Source organism: Ruegeria sp. A5, from assembly GCF_056543005.1.
The window spans coordinates 230772-246880 of record NZ_JBQGAV010000002.1; the positions used below are offsets into that span (position 1 = coordinate 230772).

A 16109-nucleotide genomic window follows, 5' to 3' on the forward strand; every position below is an offset into this window, starting at 1 on the left:
ATCTGGCCTAAAATACCTCGGAGCGCGAGGCAGAGCCTCGCAAATTCCGATCAAGCGAACGCAGTCAAAACCCAGAAAATTAGCGCCGACATCACTGCCGCTGCCGGTACCGTGATCACCCAGGCCGCCACGATGGTCATGAAATGCGACCGCCGCACCAGCTTGCGCCACCGCCGTTCCTCGCGCGCCAGTCGCAGCTCCGCCGGCCGCTGGCGGTTCGAGTATTTCCACCGCCGTTCTGCATGCCACTCCCGATAGAAGCCAACACCAAAGACGGCCCCAACCGCGATATGAGTCGAACTGACCGGCAGACCCAGCCAACTGGCGACGATGACCGTGATCGCCGCCGATAGCGCGACACAGAACGCCCGCATCGGGTTCAGCTTGGTGATCTGGCTGCCGACCATACGGATCAGCTTGGGACCGAACAGGAATAGGCCGAACGAGATGCCAAACGCACCGATCACCATGACCCATGTCGGGATCGAGACTTTCGTGGCAAAATCTCCGAACTCGGCCGCATGCACGATCGCCGCCAATGGACCCACCGCATTGGCCACATCATTGGCCCCATGCGCAAAGCTCAGAAATGTGGCCGAAATCACCAGAGGCAGACCAAACAATGTCTTCAACGACCGGGTCCGGTTCTCCAACCCTTCAGACTTGCGCTTGACCCACGGTACCGTCGCAGCCCAGACCAGGCCGCCAAAGGTCAGACCGATCAAAAGGGCAAATTGAAGATCAATTTTGACGATCCGCTTCAGGCCTTTGACCGACAAGTAGGTGGCAAACGCCCCTGCCATCACGGCAACCAGAATGGGCACCCAGCGCCGCGCTGCCGCGATCTTGTCGTCCTGATACTGGATCTTGTGTTTGATCAATGCCAGAAAGGCGGCTGCAATCATCCCGCCCAAAACGGGTGAGATCACCCAGCTGGCGGCAATCGCGCTCATCGTGCCCCAGCTCACCGCACTTAGGCCTGCCGCAGCAATGCCGGCACCCATCACGCCGCCGACCACCGAATGCGTGGTCGAAACCGGTGCCCCGACCCAGGTAGCCAGATTGACCCACAGTGCCGACGATATCAGAGCCGCCATCATCGCCCAGATGAACACATTGCTGTTCTGCACCGACATCGGATCGATGATGCCCTTGGAGATGGTCGAAACCACATCCCCCCCTGCCAGCAACGCGCCGGCGCTTTCTGCGATGGCGGCAATTAGGATGGCTCCGCCCATGGTCAGAGCATTGGCCCCCACGGCCGGGCCCATATTGTTGGCCACGTCGTTGGCACCGATATTGATCGCCATGTAAGCGCCGAATGCCGCAGCTGCGACAACGATCACGCCACCATCGGCCCGTCCGAACAGAAGCGCTGCAGCCAAACCTGCCAGCGCGATAAAGGCCAGTGCAATTCCGGGGGCCAACAGAGGACGCGATACTTGGGCATTGGCGTGCTCAACGCGCGAGATACGCTGTAGGTCACGGTCCAGTGCGTGCCAACGGGCTTTAGTGGGGTGGTCTGACATCGGTTCACAACGGCTGTTTTGAATGATGCCCGCCGCTAAACGGTTCCAATGGGCGCGGCAACCTTTGTCATCAGTTTTTTACAATATTGTTACAATTGCAGTAGCAAGTCGCGCAATTCCGGCTCTTGCACGCGTTCGGCGGCCACCTTCGGGGACACCCAGCAGCGCTTACGCTGATCGGATTCCGGGAATACATCCGCCAGTCCGGTCACCTCGATCCGATAAACGCTGGTGATAACCGGCAACGCCGTGCCGTCATCCAACCTTTTGTCGTAAGAGTAATGACCAACGGGATCTTTCTGCACCTCAGTCGCGCGCACTCCAGCCTCTTCCCAGGCTTCCCGCAATGCGGTTTCCGGCCCGTTGAGCCCATCAATGGGCCAGCCTTTGGGGATAATCCAGCGTCCGGTGCCCCGACTGGTGATCAACAGAACGTCGTCACCGGGACCTGCCTTGCGGGTACACAACGCAGCAACCTGCACCCGGCTTGGGCGCTGGATCAGCGGTCGCGCGACCTCTTCCCAGATGTTGCGTATCCATGTCGTCATGTCAGGCCTGCTCGGGCGTATTCTTTTTGTAATTCGAAGAAGTTACATAATCATGTATTACTGAGTTAACAATACCGCCCTCGGATAACCGCAAAATATGGCCTGAACTTTCAGTGTTTCGTGTATTTTTGCAGCAATTTGTGCGCTTTCCGCCGTTTCCGCCAATGAGGCTTATCAACGCCCACCTGATCAACTTAGCCTTTGCGCCGCTTCGCGCGCAGCGTTGGATCCGCCTGAGTTGGATCTTCGGGCCAGGGATGTTTTGGGTACTGCGCCCGCATGTCCTTGCGCACATCGGCATATGACCCGGCCCAGAATCCGGGCAGATCACGGGTGATCTGGATCGGTCGCTGGGCCGGTGACAGCAGCGTGATCTTCAAAGGCTCGCCCCCAACCACCGGATGTTGCGTAACGCCGAATACCTCTTGCAGCCTAACCGAGATTTCGGGCACAGTACCGCCATAGTCAATTGGCAGCTTGCGGCCCAACGGAGTCACAAACGAGCCCGGCGCCCGCCGATCCAGTTCCTGCATCTGGTCCCAGTCCAGCCGGGCGCGCAGCGCGGGCAGCAGGTCGAACCGCTTCCAGTCATCGGCATTGCGCACGCCCGAGAGCATCGGCAGCAGCCAGTCTTCCAGCGTTTCCATCAGCCCGGTTTCCGAAAAGTCCGGCAGATCAGCGCCTTCCGCGCGGATCAACTCGACCCGAGCGGCCAATCGCGCTGCGGCCCCGGTCAGCCGCACACCCAGATCGCGCACCCCGTCCAACATCGCCTGCGCCAATGCATCCCCGGGGACATCTTTCCAGATGCGGTCGTCCAGCGTGATCGCTCCGAACCGCTCTTGCCTGCGCGCCACCACACGGCGTTCGCGTTTCGACCAGTCGCAGCTGTCGACCCACGCGATCTGATCGCCGAATAGATCGCGAATTTCCCCCTCGGAAATCTGCGCTGCCATGCGCACACGCGCCTCACGCGGGTTCCCATCCGTATCCGTCACCACGAGATATGGCGCACCTGCCAGCGTATCACCGGCTTCCAGCACGACGCCTTTGCCACCCGACAGGACATAACGCGGGACATCTCCCTTGCGTCGCTGTCCGATGCGATCGGGATAGGCCAGCGCCGCCATCGCTGCCGGGCTCAGACCGCCCGCATCCTTAGATTGCGCGCGCAACCGCTTTGCTTCGCCCTTGATCCGATCCAGCGCGCCCATGTTGACCTGCCAGACCCGATTGCGCTGAAACGCGCGCACGTCCCGCAGCACCTCAAGCCTCAAAGACAGATCGACCGGAGCGCCCCTTAGCGGATCGCGTTCCGCCATCAGCGCCGCCAGTGCCGCAGCCTCAGGTCCTGCGTGCAGCAACATATGCCCCAGCCGAGGATGCAGCGGCAGCGCCGCCAGCGCCCGCCCATGTTCGGTGATCCGGCCTTTGCCATCCAGGGCACCCAGCATCGCGAGCAACGCGCGCGCCTCAGCCAGCGTGCCTTCGGGCGGCGCGGTCAGAAACGCAAGATCACCCGGTTCTGCGCCCCAGAGCGACAATTCCAACGCCAGCCCGGTCAGATCGGCTGCCTCGATCTCGGCAGGCGGGTAGGCGGCTAGTGCACCTTCTTCGCCCTTGGACCACAACCGATAGCAGACACCTTCGGCCACACGCCCCGCACGGCCTGCGCGCTGCGTCGCTTCGGCCCGCGTCACCCGCTCGGTCACCAGCTGCGACATGCCTGATCCGGGATCGAACCGTGCCCGCCGGGCTTGCCCCATATCGACCACCACGCGGATATCGGGAATAGTCAGCGAGGTTTCGGCAATCGACGTCGCCAGAACCACCTTGCGACCTTGCTTAACCGGCGCAATCGCCGCACGCTGGGCGGCAAAGGGCAGTGCTCCGAACAAAGGCCGCACTAAACAGGAGTCGGGTAGACGGCTGGCCAAAGCCGCCTCGGCCCGCCGAATTTCACCTTCACCGGGCAGGAACACCAGCATGCCCCCTTTGGTTTCCCGTTCGGCTCGCACCACCAGATCGATCAGCGCGTCCAGTCGCCGCGCCTGCGGCGCCAAAGGCCGGTCCAACCAGCGGGTCTCGACCGGATAGCTGCGCCCTTCGGATGTCACCAGAGGCGCGTTCATCAGATGGCCCACCGGTTCAGCATCCAGCGTCGCGGACATCGCCAGCAAGATCAGGTCATCGCGCAAAGCTCCAGTCACCTCAAGGCACAGTGCAAGCCCAAGATCGGCGTTCAGGGACCGTTCGTGGAATTCATCGAATATCACAGCACCTACGCCGGGCAGGTCAGGTTCGGATTGCAGCATCCGTGTCAGGATACCTTCGGTCACAACCTCGATGCGCGTCGCCTTTGAAACTTTCACGTCTCCACGGACACGATAGCCCACGGTCTGGCCCACGGGTTCACCCAGCGTCTCGGCCATGCGTTCGGCGGCGGCGCGGGCGGCCAGCCGCCGGGGCTCCAGCATGACGATCCGGCCCTCGCACAGACCGGCCTGTAGCATCTCAAGCGGCACGCGGGTTGTCTTGCCCGCACCCGGCGGCGCCTGCAGCACCGCGCGCCCATGCGTTCGCAAGGCGTTCAGAAGATCGGGAATGGCGTCATCAATGGGCAACCGGGTCATATCGCCTTATCGCCAAAGCCTCGGCCAAGGTCCAGCGTCGCCAAACTCGGCTCCGGTTGGGGCTGGACAAACCGGGTCATCCCCCCTCATCTAGGGCAAATTCCAGCCGGGGACTTACCGATGAACATTGCCGAGCTTGGCGACAGGATCTTGAACGGAGAGCGCAGGGCATTGGCCCGTGCGATCACACTGGTCGAAAGCGGGCGTGAAGATCATCGAGCGCAGGCAACCGCGCTGCTGGATCAATTGAGCGGCGCCGGACGCCAGGCTTTGCGGATCGGCCTGTCGGGCACGCCGGGTGTGGGCAAATCGACCTTTATCGAAAGCTTCGGCATGATGCTGACGGGGCAGGGGCTGCGTGTTGCGGTTCTTGCAGTTGACCCCAGCTCGGCCCGTTCGGGGGGCTCGATCCTGGGCGATAAGACCCGCATGGAAAGGCTGAGCCGCGAGAAAGACGCCTTTATCCGCCCGTCCCCCAGCCAGAGCCATCTTGGTGGCGTGGCGCGCCGCACACGCGAAGCGATTGCACTTTGTGAGGCGGCTGGTTTTGACGTCGTGCTGATTGAAACCGTGGGTGTGGGCCAATCGGAAACCGTTGTGGCCGAGATGTCTGACCTGTTCCTGCTGCTGCTGGCCCCGGCGGGCGGAGATGAGTTGCAGGGCGTCAAGCGCGGCATCATGGAGATGGCCGACATGATCCTGATCAACAAGGCCGATGGCGACCTGAAAGCGACTGCCACCCGCACCTGCGCCGATTACGCGGGCGCGCTGCGTCTGCTGCGCAAACGCCCGCAGGACCCCGAAGGGTTTCCCAAGGCCATGACCGTTTCAGCGGTTGAAGAGCATGGGCTGGAACAGGCCTGGGACGAGATGCAGGCCCTGACAACCTGGCGGCGCGAAGCCGGGCATTGGGTATTGAACCGCGCCACACAGGCAAAATACTGGTTCGAGCAAGAGGTACGCCACGCATTGCTTGCGCGTCTCGAAACGCCACAGATGCGCAGTCGGATGAGCGATCTTGGCGCTCAGGTCAGTGCGGGCCACCTCAGCCCATCGGCGGCGGCCGAACAAATCCTCTCCGGGCTGTCCGACGCGTAACACTCTGGCGGTATGATGCGTGCGCGGCTGGTGCGCTGACCGCTAATCGTGTATTAAAGCTACATATATTGTTGTGTTTGAGTGTAAGTCACTGCGTTTGAACCGGGTTGAGAAAGGGCTTGGTCAGCTCGGATCGTGCCCGGATTCTCCGAAGAACGGGACACGTCAGAATGCCCAATATCAATGGTACCAACGGCGACGACGATATCGATGTCACAAATGACAACGGTACTCTGAACGGAAACCCGGCGACGCCTCCGGTGACCGGTATCCGTGGCCGTGGCGGCGATGACGATATCACCATCACCAATAGCACCATTGCCAACAATGTCCTGGGCAATGCAGGCACCGACACGATCATTGTCACCAACAGCACGGTTGGCGGGCGCATCGCTAGCGGGTCCGATGCGGATACGGTTGATATCAGGGGGTCAACCGTCGGCGATATCCGGCTTGGTGCCGGTAATGACACGCTGAATTTCACCAGCACCACGGTGTCGGGTGACATTCGCGGCGGCAGCGGAACCGACACGCTGAACCTCCCTGAGGGCACTGTTATCACGGACGATACTTTCGGGGTGATTACGGTCGAAGACGGGGTTGGTTATTCAGTCTCTAGCGGCACATTTACCCTGCCTTCAGGCATCACCGTCACGTATTCAGCGTTCGAGAACGGGTCGGGTATGCCCTGTTTCACGCGCGATACATTGATCACGACACAGGATGGGCGATCCCTGATCCAGTCGTTGCGCACTGGTGATCTGGTCCACACACTTGGGCAGGGCCTACACCCGATCCGTTGGATCGGGCGGCGCGAATTTGATCGCTTCCAGCTTGAAGCCAACCCCAGACTCTGGCCTGTGCGTATCCTTGCAGGGGCATTGGGCGAGGGGCTGCCGCATCGCGATCTGCTGGTCTCGCGCCAGCATCGGATGCTGGTGCACTCAAAGATCGCCCAACGAATGTTCGGCACGACCGAGGTTCTGATTCCGGCCATCAAACTCACCGCAATGCCGGATATCTACGTTGATGAAAGCGTGGAAAGCGTCGAGTATTACCACCTGCTGTTCGACCGCCATCAGGTGATCTTTGCCGAGGACGCGCCAACCGAAAGCCTCTATACCGGCCCCGAAGCGCTGAAAATGCTGAGCGCCGCGTCGCGTCGCGAGATATTCGAGATTTTTCCCGAACTGACAGACCTTGCCTACCGCGCCGACCCGGCCCGCATGATCCCCGGCGGGCGGCTGCAAGCGCAGTTGATCACGCGGCATTTGAAGAATAACAAGCCGCTGTTGCGGATGTCCCCGATCTTGACCTCAAATGAATTCAACTCGGGTGCAAAGATTTCGCCGCAGCCGTCTTGACCCTTCGCGCGATTCCCACTAAACGCATCCAACCAGTTTTCGGGCGCGACTTCGGGTTGCGCCCCTTGTGATTTGGCCGCGGGTCTTGTACCCGGCCTCCAGAAACAAAGGAAGAAACCATGTCGCGCCGTTGCGAACTGACCGGAAAAGGCCCGATGACTGGCAACAATGTCAGCCACGCCAAAAACAGAACTCGTCGCCGTTTTCTGCCCAACCTGAACGACGTTACCCTGCAGTCGGAAACTCTGGGTCGTGGCGTCAAGCTGCGCATCTCGGCAGCTGCCCTGCGCTCGGTCGACCACCGCGGTGGTCTGGACGCGTTCCTGGCCAAAGCCAAGGATGACGAGCTGTCGGCGAACGCCCTGAAAGTGAAGAAAGAAATCGCCAAGGCACAAGCCTCGGCCTAAGCGCTTTCTCACGCAAGAATTCAGCCCTGCACCCTGCGGTGTGGGGCTTTTCTTTTTTGCATTCGCTGCCCCTGTGCGAATGATTGTCTCTGAAATGGTAATAAAACGCCCCGCTTCGTGACGTTGTTCACAGAACGCCTGCTGAATATCGCATATGTTTATGCATATTCATGTTGAGGGGGTTACCATGTCACTCAAAGCAAAGAATTTTCTGTTTTTACTGCCACGATCAATTGCAAAAGCCGTGATCCGCTGCACCCGGATGCAGCGCCGGGTAAACCGACTGCATACGGGGATGAATGCCGAGGCGTTCAGGCCGCCGAAAAGCTGAGCTAGGCCATACTGTCTCAGCCACTGCTTTGCGCTTGAAGCCGGTTCAGTGGGCGGCGTATATACCAAGCTGACATGACAGGCTTTTTCCGCACATTTCTGCCTTATGCGCTGTCCTTGATGGTGATCCTCACCGGGCAGGGACTGGCCGTGTCGCGGGGTATGGAGCGCGCGGTCGGGCAGATGGTTTTGTGCACCGGCAGCGGGCCGGTCGTCGTCTATATGGACGAAGACGGCCAACCGACCCGCGCACCGCAATACTGCCCTGACTATGCGCTCAACCTTCTGGGCGCGATCCATGAAGCCTCGGTTGCCGTACCTCCGGCCCCGTCGCGCGCGCTCCCCGCGCCGTCGCTCCTTTCCCAGCATCTGATTGCCGCGCCGTTGCCGCGACACCCAGCTCGTGCCCCGCCGGATTCTGCCTGATTCCAGTTTCCAAACTCTATCAGACAGTTACCAAGGAGAGGCATAATGACCCTCAAATCCAGCCTGCTTGCAGTCCTGACTACCTTTTCGCTGACCGGTGCGGCGCTGGCTGCCGATACCATCTCGGTCGTAGACCCTTATGCACGGTCATCGGGCAAAACCGCGAAGGCGGGTGCCGCCTTCATGATGATCCAGAATCAAGGCGATACCGATGACCGCCTGATCGGCGTGACCTCGGATGCGGCTGCCCGAGTGGAACTGCACACTCATAAGGTTGACGAAAACGGTGTCGCCAAGATGGTGCATGTGAAGGAAGGCTTCGCCATTCCGGCGGGCGAAACCCACATGCTGAAACGCGGCGGTGATCACGTCATGTTCATGGGCCTGACAGCGCCCTTCGAACAGGGAGGGAGCGTTCCCGTCACACTGATCTTCGAAAACGCCGGAGAGGTCGCGGTCGAGATCCCGGTCGATCTTGAGCGCCAGGACAAAGGCGGCCATTCGAACTAACGCCTGTCTTCAGGCTGTGGTACAGCCATCATCCATACGTCAGGCCGGGCAATGCCCGGCCTGTTGCGTCATCTGTTGACGGTTTTCATCTCCAATCGATCGCCCGCTTTTTTGAACCGTGCCGCCAGAAAGAACATCACCACCGCCGAGGTCAGCGCGAAGAAGGCAATTGCCCAGCCCAACGCCACCATGCCGCTGCCGGGCCAGAAGATCAGCACCAGCCCGACGATGAGTGCGAAGATACCTGAATTACGCACCGTTGCGCGCTCGGGGTCTTGTGGATGCATTTGCGGCAGCGCCATGAAGGAGCCGATCGCAACGAACAGCGCCATCGCCCCCATGAGGGTGAAGGCCAGCCAGGCCACGCCCTGTGGCCAGATCAGCAACACCAAACCGATCAGCGCGGCACCGATACCGACGCCTCCGATCAGCCCGCGCCGCCCAAAACCCAGCCAGGTCAGCGCGCCATCCAGAATCAGCAGCGCCCCTACCAATCGCAGCAATAATGAGATGCTGCTGGTCGGCCAGAACAGCGCTGCAATCCCGATCAGACCCGCGAGAATTCCACGCAGCAGAAAGGTCCACCACAGGCTGGCCAGATTGGTACTTAACGTATCGCGCGCGTCGATACTGCTGTCGTCAAGGATTTCTCCGTCTTTGGGCGGTAGATCGGTCATGTCACTCACTCGGGTTTGCGTTTTCTGCACCATAGACGGGAAGACGCGCCGCTGTCTGCCCCTATCGCGTGCTGCCTCGCGCCAACAGCTCATCGACCCAGCGCGGTACTGCCTCCGAGGCTGGCCCCAGCCGGGTTTCATCAAATATTCCGGCTGATGGCTCAAGGTTCAATTCGATCGTCCGCGCGCCCACGGCCCGCGCCTCTTGTACAAACCCTGCCGCCGGATAAACCTGCCCCGAGGTGCCGATCGAGGCGAACAGCGATGCTTCCATCAGATGGTCGTAGATCTCATCCATGAAATATGGCATCTCGCCGAACCATACCACGTCGGGCCGGGCCGAGGGCTGGTGACAGGACGGGCAGGGCTCACCCACATCCATTTCGGGTGGCGAAGCCCAACGATATCCGCACGCCGCACACAAAGCCCCAGCCAAGGTGCCATGCATATGGATCACATGCGCGGCCCCACCTGCCTCGTGCAGGCTGTCGACATTCTGGGTTACAAGGATCACCTCTCCAGGCCAGCCCTGCTGCAACCGGGCCAGCGCCTGATGCGCCGCGTTGGGTTGCGCCTTGGCGGCCTGTACTCGGCGGGCATTGTAAAACTGATGCACCAGCGACGGATTGCGGGCAAAGCCCTCGGGCGTGGCCACATCCTCGATTCGGTGCTGCGTCCACAGGCCCCCTTCATCGCGGAACGTACCCAACCCGCTTTCGGCGGAAATCCCGGCCCCGGTCAGAATGACGATCTTTTCCATACCTGTCCCACGCGCTAAACCTCTCTTATGTCACACCGTATCCTTTTCGTCTGCCTGGGCAATATCTGCCGGTCCCCCGCCGCCGAGGGTGCTTTTCGCGCCCGCGCCCCGCATCACCAGACCGACAGCGCCGGAACCTCGGGCTGGCATATCGGAGACCCGCCTTACGGCCCAATGCAAAAGGCCGCCCGCGCGCGTGATATCGACCTCAGCGACCTACGCGCGCGCCAGTTCGTGGCCGAGGATTTCAACCACTTCGACCTGATCATCGGAATGGACGCAGAAAACATCGCGAACATCGAAGATTTGCGCCCGGACGGCAACGACACCCCGGTCCGCCTGTTGACCGATTTCGCCCCCCATACCGGTGCCGACCATGTGCCTGACCCGTACTACACCCGGGATTTCGACGGCGTTCTGGACCTGATCGAACAGGCCGTGGCGGGGCTGGATGCGCATGTACGGGCTCAGTGGTAGTTTTGCCTTGCGTATTCAATCAATCCAGAGCGACAGCATGTTTGAGCCCAAAACCAACGTTTATTCGGCCTCCGCAGGCTGCATCGCAATCAGCGACAGGGGTCAAACCATCCGCCTTCTAAGCGCATACCCTTGTGCCTATGCAGATAGTCGCATTAAGTGCATGGAATAGTAATCCGATCCCCAATGGTCATTTGATGGAATGATACAAATTCCTGATGCACACACGAGGCTGTCATCAGCACACATAAATCTCCAAGCTCCAAGAGCGACTGCAGCCCGTTAATCCAACTGAGTTAGACATATGATCACAGGCACGATTAACCAGCTGAATACCCCAAAGGTTAGTGACAAAAAATGAATGACGAGCGCGCACTGTTCCTGCACGAAGTTCTGTCACCGGAAAGACTGACGCGGGTGGTGGATGTGGGTGCCAATCCTCTTGGCGCTACCCCATATTCAACCCTCCTGAAGAACCGCATATGCGATGTCTGGGGTTTCGAACCACAGCAAGATGCATTTGCACGGCTCTCTGAAGAGGGAGGAGAAAATGAAACCTATCTTCCTTATGCGATCGGCAGAGGAGGAAGTGAGCGCCTTCATGTTTGCAAGGGAAGTGGCTTCACTTCGCTATTCGAGCCCAACCCCGACTTCATCAGAGTTATGGGAAGGTGGCCCAGGCAAATGCGAGTCGAAGAAGTTGTACCAATAACCACCCATCGGCTGGACGACCTGAAAGAGCTGCCAGAGTTCGATCTGCTGAAGATTGACGTGCAGGGCGGAGAATTGGACGTATTCAGGAATGCGCGCGAAAAACTCAAGAATGCGGTTGCTGTGATATCCGAAATCGCCATGGTGCCGCTTTACAAAGGTCAGCCTCTGCTTGACTCACAAATGAGCGAGTTGTCTGCGCAGGGATTTCATTTCCACAAGTTTCTTTTTCTAAAATCGATGGCGGTCAAGACCCGTGCCTCGTCCCGCCTGAAGATGCGCGCTATGCGCAATCAGGCCATTGATGGCGACGCCGTGTTCCTGAAAAGGTTCTTCGCACTGGAGGACTCACCGACAGAAAGCTTGAAACATCTTGCGATCCTGGCGGACGCAGTGTTTCAAAGCCCCGATGTCGCACTTATGGCTCTGGAAGTGTTGGCTGATCGCGACGTTGTCAAAGAGGCTGAACTGGACGCCTACGAGGCGTTAGTAGAAGCTGAATTCAGCAGGTGAGAACAGCCTTTATTCCGGACATACTAACGCTCAGTAAACGTCTTTTGGTTTGCAGGACGGATGACGCATGGCTCAAACAAAAGAGCCTGGATGCTCACTTTCCGGTTCACCCCACCACCTTCAACTGACCAGCTAACCACGGCAATTGCGCAATCGCTGGATCAACGATCTGGCTGCGCATCAGGCGTCGGATCATGTCGGCCACCTCCTGCGGTACCTGATCGGACCAGTCGGTCCGTGTAAACAAGGAAATGGTGCGCGCGAATTCACCGAACGGGGCAGGGTGCGCCTCCATCCCGTCGTGGAAGCGGGCGGCGCGCATATAGCCCAGCGGCGTGGTAATCGCCCAGCCGAGGCCGCGCGCAACCATCGCCATCAGCGCGAGGTGTGAGCCGATTTCGAACCGTTCCTCGAACTCCAGCTGCTGCCGGGCCAGATGGCTTTCGATCTGACGGCTGATCAACTGCTCGCGGGCATAGCGCAGAAAGGGCAGATCCTGCACTGGTTGCGCAACGCCCTTAGGCGCGACCAGAATGAACGGATCCTGCACCAGCGGATATTCGACCACGCCCTCCAGCACCTCGCCAGAATGGGCCGAGACCGCCATGTGCAGGCGCTGCGCTTCCAGCTCGGCAAACAGGTCCAGGCTGGGCAGCGTGATCAGCTTGAATTTCGACCGGGTCAGACTGTCGGCCAGCAACGTCGCCAATCGCGGCGTCAGGTCGTTGTCGAAATCGTCGATCAAGCCGATGGACAGGGTGGTCAGATGCCCCAGATCCATCACTGCCAGTTCGCCTTGCGCCATCTGCAACTCGGCCAGCACTGCCTCGGCCCGCGCCAGGAAACTGCGGCCGGCCTGCGTCAGTCGCATCGGTCGCCGCCCGTGATCCACCAGATCGGTGCCCAAAGCCTTTTCCAGATTGCGCAACTGCTGGGAAACCGAGGGCTGGCTGAGCCCCGTGATCTCGGCCGCCTGCGCCACCGATCCGGTCCGCGCCAGCGCCTCGAACACTTCAAGGCCCCGCAGGGTCAGCCCTTTCATCACCATCGCACATACCTTTCGCTGCGCCATTTCTGAGGCGCAGCGGGCATCAGGTCAAGGATTGACAGGGCTCAGTTGCAGATCGCTTGCGCCATCTGGCCAAAGTTCTGATACCGATCCCACAGCGCATCATCGCGCGCGGTCTGCGACATCTTCAACTCCTGCGCCTGATGCGGGTTGGTGAACCACTTGGCGACGGTCTTCTGATCACTACGCGTCAGCGCCTGATCCGCCACGCGCTGAATACACCGGCACCGCGCCCGCGTCGCCGCTTCACGGTCTGATGCCAGACACGCCCGCTTGATCTGCGCCGCGTCCACTGTGTGGGCCACCGACGTCAGCGATGCCGCACAAAATGCGATTAAGAGGAACTGTTTCATACTCGAGCCTCGTTTTTTGCCTGCCCGGACGGGTCTTATGCCCCTCTCGGTCTGCGGCGGAGTATGAATCAAAGTGGATTCGGGATCAATTGGGTGGTTCGAAAAAGTGATTGCACGCGGCTGGGATGTCGCGTTTTCTGGCCAGACATTGTTTAAATCTCTTTCATGAGACCACTATGCTTAAGAAATACGGGCGCACTTCCATCTGCCGGAGTCTCCCGGGGCGACCAGCGATGATAAGATCATGTCCAGCGTTGATAAACTGGCTTCGGCTGATGAGGTCGTCTTCACCGAAAAACTGGACGGTGAGAATACAACGATTCATAGTCAGGGCTGCCACCCCCGCAGTATTGACGCGCGTTACCACCCGTCCCGAGATTGGATGAAGGCCTTCGCTACCGGAATTTCGCCACAGCTTGACGAAGATGAGCGCATAGTCGGTGAATATCTGTTTGCGCGCCACTCGATAGCGTACTCGGCGTTGCCGACTTATTTCCTGGGCTTCGCCTGGATCAAGGCAAAGCGCGTGCAATCGTGGGACGCGACGCTTTCACGCTTTCTCGAGCTGGGGATTGCTGCCGTTCCCGAACTCTATCGCGGACGGTTCTCTGTTAAGGTTCTGGCAGATGTGATCGCGGGCCTGGATCTGGATACTCAGGAGGGTTTTGTCGTTCGCACAACTGCAGCGTTTAACGAAGAAGACATGCCCACTCACCACGCGAAATACGTGCGCGAGGGTCACGTGCAGAGTGATACGCATTGGATGAACGCGGAGTTGGTCAAAAACAGGTTGCTCTGAACGGTCAGAGGCCTCGCAATCAAAGGGTTTCGCTGGGGCTTCGTCCCACCTTGACCACAGCCCATTTCCGACGCATATCCCCAACCCATGACAGACCTCGCTCATATCCGCAATTTCTCCATCGTCGCGCATATCGACCATGGCAAATCCACCCTTGCCGACCGGCTCATCCAAGAGACCGGAACGGTTAAGGATCGCGACATGAAGGAACAGCTGCTCGACAGCATGGATATCGAGCGGGAACGCGGCATCACCATCAAGGCCAACACGGTTCGCATCGACTATACCGCCGACAATGGCGAAGCATACGTGCTGAACCTGATCGACACACCCGGCCACGTGGACTTTGCCTATGAGGTCAGCCGGTCCATGCGTGCGGTCGAGGGCTCTCTGCTTGTTGTGGACTCGACCCAAGGGGTCGAGGCGCAGACGCTGGCGAATGTGTATCAGGCCATCGACGCCGACCACGAAATCGTGCCGGTGCTGAACAAGATCGACCTGCCCGCGTCCGACTGTGACCGCGTGGCCGAACAGATCGAGGATGTGATCGGCATCGACGCGACCGACGCCATTCAGGTCAGTGCCAAGACGGGGCAGGGCATCCACGAAACGCTCGAGGCCATCGTGCAGCAACTGCCCGCGCCGCAGGGCAATCTGGATGCGCCGCTCAAGGCGATGCTGGTGGATTCATGGTACGACGCCTATCTCGGCGTCATCGTTCTGGTCCGCATCATGGACGGCACGCTGAAAAAGGGCATGCGGGTCAAGTTCATGTCGAACAACACCCTGCACCATGTCGACCGCGTTGGTGTCTTCCGGCCCGAGATGGAGATGGTGGATTCGCTGGGCCCCGGTGAGATCGGCTTTCTCACCGCCTCGATCAAACAGGTCCGCGACACCCGCGTTGGTGACACCATCACCAATGACCGCAACGGCACCGAGGACGCGCTGGACGGCTTCAAACCCGCGCAGCCGGTGGTGTTCTGCGGCCTCTTCCCCGTCGACAGTTCCGAATTCGAAGACCTGCGCGATGCAATCGACAAGCTTGCGCTGAACGACGCCAGCTTCAGCTTTGAAATGGAGACCTCGGCCGCGCTTGGCTTTGGCTTCCGCTGCGGCTTCCTCGGCCTTCTGCACCTAGAGGTCATCCGCGACCGCATCGAACGCGAATATGATATCGAGCTCATCACCACCGCGCCGTCGGTGATCTATCACGTCTACATGAAAGACGGCGAGATGATCGAGCTACACAACCCCGCCGACATGCCCGACCCCTCCAAGGTCGACCATATCGAGGAACCGCGCATCAAGGCGACCATTCTGGTGCCCGACGAATACCTCGGCGACGTGCTGAAACTCTGCCAGGACCGCCGCGGCATCCAGCTGGACCTGACCTATGCGGGCACCCGCGCCATGGTCGTCTATGACCTGCCGCTGAACGAGGTCGTCTTTGACTTCTACGACCGCCTGAAATCGGTGACCAAGGGTTATGCCTCGTTCGACTACCAGATGACCGGCTATACCGAGGACAATCTGGTCAAGATGTCGGTGCTGGTGAATGACGAACCGGTCGACGCGCTGTCGACCATGGTTCACCGCGACCGGGCCGAGATGCGGGGCCGGGCGATGTGCGAAAAGCTCAAGGACCTGATCCCGCGCCACATGTTCAAAATCCCGATCCAGGCCGCCATCGGAGGCAAGGTCATCGCCCGCGAGACCCTCTCGGCCCTGCGCAAGGATGTGACCGCCAAATGCTACGGAGGCGACGCCACGCGGAAACGCAAACTGCTGGACAAGCAGAAGGCGGGTAAGAAAAAGATGCGTCAGTTCGGGAAGGTGGATATCCCGCAGGAGGCGTTTATTTCAGCGTTGAAGATGGACAGCTAAGGCTGTCCTTCCTCTCCG

The 16109-nt window shown here is 59.8% G+C and carries 16 protein-coding genes; 9 read left to right on the forward strand and 7 right to left on the reverse strand.

Annotated features, from left to right (window positions below):
* Window positions 1-50 precede the first annotated feature (50 nt).
* From ACR0AY_RS06900 to hrpB, 3 genes are all read right to left on the reverse strand, one after another.
* On the reverse strand, window positions 51-1529 hold the full coding sequence (locus ACR0AY_RS06900) for an inorganic phosphate transporter (protein WP_480453895.1): 1479 nt from the start codon (window positions 1527-1529) through the stop codon (window positions 51-53).
* A gap of 89 nt (window positions 1530-1618) precedes the next feature.
* Complete coding sequence (locus ACR0AY_RS06905) at window positions 1619-2077, reverse strand: NUDIX hydrolase (RefSeq protein WP_170511319.1); 459 nt, start codon at window positions 2075-2077, stop codon at window positions 1619-1621.
* Between the two features lie 194 nt (window positions 2078-2271).
* Window positions 2272-4710 (reverse strand): ATP-dependent helicase HrpB, encoded by a 2439-nt coding sequence (gene hrpB, locus ACR0AY_RS06910; RefSeq protein ID WP_170511317.1) that lies wholly within the window; start codon window positions 4708-4710, stop codon window positions 2272-2274.
* A gap of 120 nt (window positions 4711-4830) precedes the next feature.
* On the opposite strand from hrpB, the gene meaB reads away from it, so the two are divergent.
* The 5 genes from meaB to ACR0AY_RS06935 all read left to right on the forward strand — a co-directional run bounded on the left by meaB (window position 4831) and on the right by ACR0AY_RS06935 (window position 8845).
* Complete coding sequence (gene meaB, locus ACR0AY_RS06915) at window positions 4831-5808, forward strand: methylmalonyl Co-A mutase-associated GTPase MeaB (protein WP_170511315.1); 978 nt, start codon at window positions 4831-4833, stop codon at window positions 5806-5808.
* A gap of 170 nt (window positions 5809-5978) precedes the next feature.
* Complete coding sequence (locus ACR0AY_RS06920) at window positions 5979-7172, forward strand: Hint domain-containing protein (protein ID WP_170511313.1); 1194 nt, start codon at window positions 5979-5981, stop codon at window positions 7170-7172.
* 119 nt (window positions 7173-7291) lie between these two features.
* On the forward strand, window positions 7292-7579 hold the full coding sequence (gene rpmB / locus ACR0AY_RS06925) for a 50S ribosomal protein L28 (protein ID WP_008756960.1): 288 nt from the start codon (window positions 7292-7294) through the stop codon (window positions 7577-7579).
* 405 nt (window positions 7580-7984) lie between these two features.
* Entirely contained in the window at window positions 7985-8335 is a 351-nt protein-coding gene (locus ACR0AY_RS06930) for a glycosyltransferase family protein (RefSeq protein WP_170511311.1), read from the forward strand.
* Between the two features lie 45 nt (window positions 8336-8380).
* Complete coding sequence (locus ACR0AY_RS06935; RefSeq protein ID WP_170511309.1) at window positions 8381-8845, forward strand: copper chaperone PCu(A)C; 465 nt, start codon at window positions 8381-8383, stop codon at window positions 8843-8845.
* A gap of 68 nt (window positions 8846-8913) precedes the next feature.
* Here the strand turns inward: ACR0AY_RS06935 and ACR0AY_RS06940 are convergent, their stop codons facing one another.
* Both ACR0AY_RS06940 and ACR0AY_RS06945 read right to left on the reverse strand, forming a co-directional pair.
* The gene (locus ACR0AY_RS06940; protein ID WP_170397206.1) at window positions 8914-9522 is read right to left on the reverse strand and encodes an HdeD family acid-resistance protein; all 609 of its coding nucleotides are present in this window, start codon (window positions 9520-9522) and stop codon (window positions 8914-8916) included.
* Between the two features lie 61 nt (window positions 9523-9583).
* Entirely contained in the window at window positions 9584-10282 is a 699-nt protein-coding gene (locus tag ACR0AY_RS06945) for an NAD-dependent deacylase (RefSeq protein ID WP_170511307.1), read from the reverse strand.
* Between the two features lie 27 nt (window positions 10283-10309).
* Here ACR0AY_RS06945 and ACR0AY_RS06950 point away from each other — a divergent pair, with 27 nt between their 5' ends.
* Both ACR0AY_RS06950 and ACR0AY_RS06955 read left to right on the forward strand, forming a co-directional pair.
* Window positions 10310-10759, forward strand: coding sequence for a low molecular weight protein-tyrosine-phosphatase (locus tag ACR0AY_RS06950; protein ID WP_170511306.1), 450 nt, complete (start codon window positions 10310-10312; stop codon window positions 10757-10759).
* A 357-nt stretch (window positions 10760-11116) separates the two neighbouring features.
* Window positions 11117-11983 carry an FkbM family methyltransferase gene (locus ACR0AY_RS06955; RefSeq protein WP_170511304.1) on the forward strand — a complete coding sequence of 289 codons (867 nt, stop codon included), beginning with the start codon at window positions 11117-11119 and terminating at the stop codon, window positions 11981-11983.
* 106 nt (window positions 11984-12089) lie between these two features.
* On the opposite strand, the gene ACR0AY_RS06960 is transcribed toward ACR0AY_RS06955, so the two are convergent.
* Window positions 12090-13031 carry a LysR family transcriptional regulator gene (locus ACR0AY_RS06960; RefSeq protein ID WP_170404783.1) on the reverse strand — a complete coding sequence of 314 codons (942 nt, stop codon included), beginning with the start codon at window positions 13029-13031 and terminating at the stop codon, window positions 12090-12092.
* Window positions 13032-13096: 65 nt separating this feature from the next.
* Window positions 13097-13405 (reverse strand): hypothetical protein, encoded by a 309-nt coding sequence (locus ACR0AY_RS06965; RefSeq protein WP_170404173.1) that lies wholly within the window; start codon window positions 13403-13405, stop codon window positions 13097-13099.
* A gap of 244 nt (window positions 13406-13649) precedes the next feature.
* Between ACR0AY_RS06965 and ACR0AY_RS06970 the strand changes: the two genes are divergently transcribed.
* A complete protein-coding gene (locus ACR0AY_RS06970) occupies window positions 13650-14204 on the forward strand; it encodes an RNA ligase family protein (protein WP_480453898.1) in 555 nt (184 codons plus the stop codon).
* 87 nt (window positions 14205-14291) lie between these two features.
* Window positions 14292-16091 carry a translation elongation factor 4 gene (gene lepA / locus ACR0AY_RS06975; protein WP_170511302.1) on the forward strand — a complete coding sequence of 600 codons (1800 nt, stop codon included), beginning with the start codon at window positions 14292-14294 and terminating at the stop codon, window positions 16089-16091.
* Window positions 16092-16109: the final 18 nt, after the last annotated feature.

Bases quoted from the DNA above. Each gene is read 5' to 3' on its own strand.
- ACR0AY_RS06920 (WP_170511313.1), top strand. From the start codon at position 5,979: ATGCCCAATATCAATGGTACCAACGGCGACGACGATATCGATGTCACA.
- ACR0AY_RS06950 (WP_170511306.1), top strand. From the start codon at position 10,310: ATGTCACACCGTATCCTTTTCGTCTGCCTGGGCAATATCTGCCGGTCC.
- ACR0AY_RS06955 (WP_170511304.1), top strand. From the start codon at position 11,117: ATGAATGACGAGCGCGCACTGTTCCTGCACGAAGTTCTGTCACCGGAA.
- ACR0AY_RS06970 (WP_480453898.1), top strand. From the start codon at position 13,650: ATGTCCAGCGTTGATAAACTGGCTTCGGCTGATGAGGTCGTCTTCACC.
- ACR0AY_RS06905 (WP_170511319.1), bottom strand. From the start codon at position 2,077: ATGACGACATGGATACGCAACATCTGGGAAGAGGTCGCGCGACCGCTG.
- ACR0AY_RS06900 (WP_480453895.1), bottom strand. From the start codon at position 1,529: ATGTCAGACCACCCCACTAAAGCCCGTTGGCACGCACTGGACCGTGAC.
- meaB (WP_170511315.1), top strand. From the start codon at position 4,831: ATGAACATTGCCGAGCTTGGCGACAGGATCTTGAACGGAGAGCGCAGG.
- ACR0AY_RS06930 (WP_170511311.1), top strand. From the start codon at position 7,985: ATGACAGGCTTTTTCCGCACATTTCTGCCTTATGCGCTGTCCTTGATG.
- ACR0AY_RS06965 (WP_170404173.1), bottom strand. From the start codon at position 13,405: ATGAAACAGTTCCTCTTAATCGCATTTTGTGCGGCATCGCTGACGTCG.
- ACR0AY_RS06945 (WP_170511307.1), bottom strand. From the start codon at position 10,282: ATGGAAAAGATCGTCATTCTGACCGGGGCCGGGATTTCCGCCGAAAGC.
- ACR0AY_RS06940 (WP_170397206.1), bottom strand. From the start codon at position 9,522: ATGACCGATCTACCGCCCAAAGACGGAGAAATCCTTGACGACAGCAGT.
- rpmB (WP_008756960.1), top strand. From the start codon at position 7,292: ATGTCGCGCCGTTGCGAACTGACCGGAAAAGGCCCGATGACTGGCAAC.
- ACR0AY_RS06960 (WP_170404783.1), bottom strand. From the start codon at position 13,031: ATGGTGATGAAAGGGCTGACCCTGCGGGGCCTTGAAGTGTTCGAGGCG.
- lepA (WP_170511302.1), top strand. From the start codon at position 14,292: ATGACAGACCTCGCTCATATCCGCAATTTCTCCATCGTCGCGCATATC.
- ACR0AY_RS06935 (WP_170511309.1), top strand. From the start codon at position 8,381: ATGACCCTCAAATCCAGCCTGCTTGCAGTCCTGACTACCTTTTCGCTG.
- hrpB (WP_170511317.1), bottom strand. From the start codon at position 4,710: ATGACCCGGTTGCCCATTGATGACGCCATTCCCGATCTTCTGAACGCC.